The 2,981-nt window shown below is 46.3% G+C and carries 1 protein-coding gene and 1 pseudogene; both read left to right on the forward strand.

Translation table 11 applies throughout. The features are described 5' to 3' along the window. A pseudogene (locus BG32_RS17230) lies at window positions 1-995 on the forward strand (TraB/GumN family protein); the annotation flags it as partial. 534 nt (window positions 996-1,529) lie between these two features. Then, a partial coding sequence (locus tag BG32_RS13495) for an ABC transporter substrate-binding protein (protein WP_259459751.1) occupies window positions 1,530-2,981 on the forward strand: 1,452 nt, incomplete at its 3' end.

Consider the following 2,981-nt stretch of genomic DNA (forward strand, 5'->3'; position numbering starts at 1 on the left):
GATAAATGGAAGAAGACCGATATCGCAAAGGTAGTTAAAGAGAAGAAGTCTTTTCTTCTGCTAGCTAACCTTATACTTTCCTCTTATCAAAAGAGAATGGCAAAACAAATAGGAATACAGGCAGGACAGGAGATGCTGCAGGCTATTGAGTCGGCAAAAGAGACAGGAGCGGAGCTTGTTCTTGCAGATAGAGATATTCAGGTCACTTTCGCAAGAATATGGGGAAATCTTGGCTTCTGGGGAAAGACGAAACTCTTCTTCACTCTAGTTTTGTCTATCTTCAGCGATGAGAAGATAACAGAAGAAGATCTCGAGAAAATGAAGTCGGGGGATATGCTGACCTCTGCGCTCAGTGAGCTTGCCAAGTCCTTTCCTCAGCTCAAGGAGTCATTGATTGACGAAAGGGACAAGTATCTCGCCCAGAAGATCAAGACGCTCCGGGAAAGAAAGTCGTCGCCGTAGTTGGTGCCGGGCATGTCCCGGGTTTGAAAGAGGCCATAAAAGAGGATCAGGATCTTGTTGCACTCACGAAGATCCCTCCGAAGAAGAAGACCGGTAAGATAATCGGCTGGACGATCTCGATAGCGATCATCGCCTTGATTGTTTCAACGTTAATAGTGAATCGCGATGCAGGGTTTGATCAGATTCTAAGCTGGATCCTATGGAATGGATCGCTTTCTGCTCTAGGAACTCTTATAGCTTTTGGTCACCCTCTCTCTATACTGACGGCGTTCTTTGTTGCCCCTGTAAGCTCATTGAATCCGCTTCTGGCTGCGGGATGGTTTGCCGGACTTGTGGAAGCGATCGTAAGAAAGCCCAAGGTCTCGGATTTTGAGAACCTGAACGAAGATGTAAACTCCTTCAAGGGTTTTTGGAGAAACAGAGTCACGAAAATCCTTCTGATTGTGGTATTCGCGAACGTTGGAAGCAGTGTAGGCACTTTCATTGGGGGAGCCGAAGTAGTTAGAATTTTCATCAATTCTTTCTTCGGGTAGTAGCACGAAAGTGCTATCATATCGTACTAATTAATTGAATCAAGGTGAGGAATTCTAATTATTTGAGTTTGGTCAATATTGTCGGATAGATTGGTATTTCAGGTCTTGAGACCAAGAATCTGGATAACAAGAAATTATCAAATCATTGAAAAAGGAATAATAAGTATTTATGTAATGTTCTAAAGCTGGAAAATGAACTTCTCAGCGTTATCGAAAAGCTATTTCATGAAGTATTCTCGCACAATAAGGAGTTATAGAAAGACAAAGTAACAGGGCTGGTTTTATCTGGCAAAGACACCGTAAATTGGGCCTATTTGTTCTTCTGATTTTGCATGTGAATGTAATATAATAATCTTGCAAATACATTAGCTTCTTCGTGAAGCATGGATTACTTCAGCATCGACAATCAAACACACTGATTTTTCGTTCTATATTTATCTCTCTCGTTTCTTGCCACTACGTAGACGAAACAACTTTATCCCAGTTCAAGTTGTGACTCGATCGAAACGCTAATTTCTTAAGGAGGCGAAGGAAGTGAAGAAGCTAACTTATGTGCTGTTGGTCATGCTATTGCTGCTGGGCGGACTTGCTCTGTCCTCGCAGAAGGGACCTTATCCTGATCTTGTTTACTTCAACGTGAGAATGTCGGAAGAGATCGCGCTGAAGGACACGGCTGAAGGTCTTACAGATATATTCATGTGGGGTCTTTCAGGGCCACAGATCTTCGGGCTGGATCAGGCCACTAGAGACAAGCTTGACCTGTATGCTGTTCCATCAGGATCCTGGTCGCTACTGATGAATCCGATCCCTAACAAAGCGCCATATGTCGTTGAAGTTGGAGGGAAGGAGTACTTCAACGCCTTTGCGATCAGGGATATCAGATTCGCGATGAACGACCTGATCAACAGGCAATACCTTGTTGACGAGATTCTCGGAGGAGCCGGGACACCGGCCTTCACAATGGCTACTACTGGCCAGCCGGGAACGTACAGGTACAACCTTCTCGCCACGAAGTTTGGTTTGACGGCTGAAGGAAACGAAGCAAGGGCTTTGGAAGTCATAGAGAGCTCAATGCAAGCTGCAGCCGCACTACCGGAAAATGTTGGCAGGCTGGAGAAGAAGGACGACGGATTCTGGTACTTCGATAATGAGCCGGTAACAATCAAGATAGCCATTAGGGTCGATGATCCCCAGGGTCGTCTAAAGGAAGGAGACTACATTGCGGATCAGCTTGAAAAGGCAGGACTGAAGGCGGAAAGGTTGTACTGGGACAGGATTAAGTGCAGTAACGTCGTCTACGGAGGCGATCCGGCGGAGTTTACCTGGCAGATGTACACGGAAGGCTGGGGAGCCGGTGCAACGAGGGCCTTCTGGGAACATATCGTCGCGCAGATGTATGCTCCCTGGTATGGATACATGCCAGGCGGAATGACAGAAGGCTTCTGGAACTACGAACAGGATGAGATCGATGAAGTCACTCTCAAGGCTTATACCGGTAACTTCTTGACTGAGGAAGAGTACTGGGAACTTGCGCTAAGAGGCCTTGAACTCGGTTTGGAAGAAGCTGTTAGGATATACGTTGTCAATCAGCTCGACTTTTTTGTCGCGAACGCATCAAGACTCAAGCAGAGGTTCGCATATGGGCTGGGAGACGGTCTAAACACATGGTCGATAAGAACGGCCGTTACAGATGACCGAACGCTGTTCATAACACAGTTCTCGGCTATGGGATCTCTCTTCATGGATGCCTGGGACCCGATAGGGACGGATGGTTTTGACAGTGTTTATTCGAACTACATTGCCGAAAACCTATATGACCCGGCAATGTTCGAAAGCCCAGCTTCGGCTATTCCAACACCTTTGAGAGCGGTACCGATTGAAGTTCAAACAAAGGCGCGACGTAATGAAGAAGGAGACGTTGTCGGAGATTACGAAGTGCCCGCAAATGCTATCAACTACTGCCCGTTTAACGAAGCCTGGCTACAA

The organism is Mesotoga sp. HF07.pep.5.2.highcov, assembly GCF_003666285.1.
GTDB lineage: Bacteria > Thermotogota > Thermotogae > Petrotogales > Kosmotogaceae > Mesotoga > Mesotoga prima.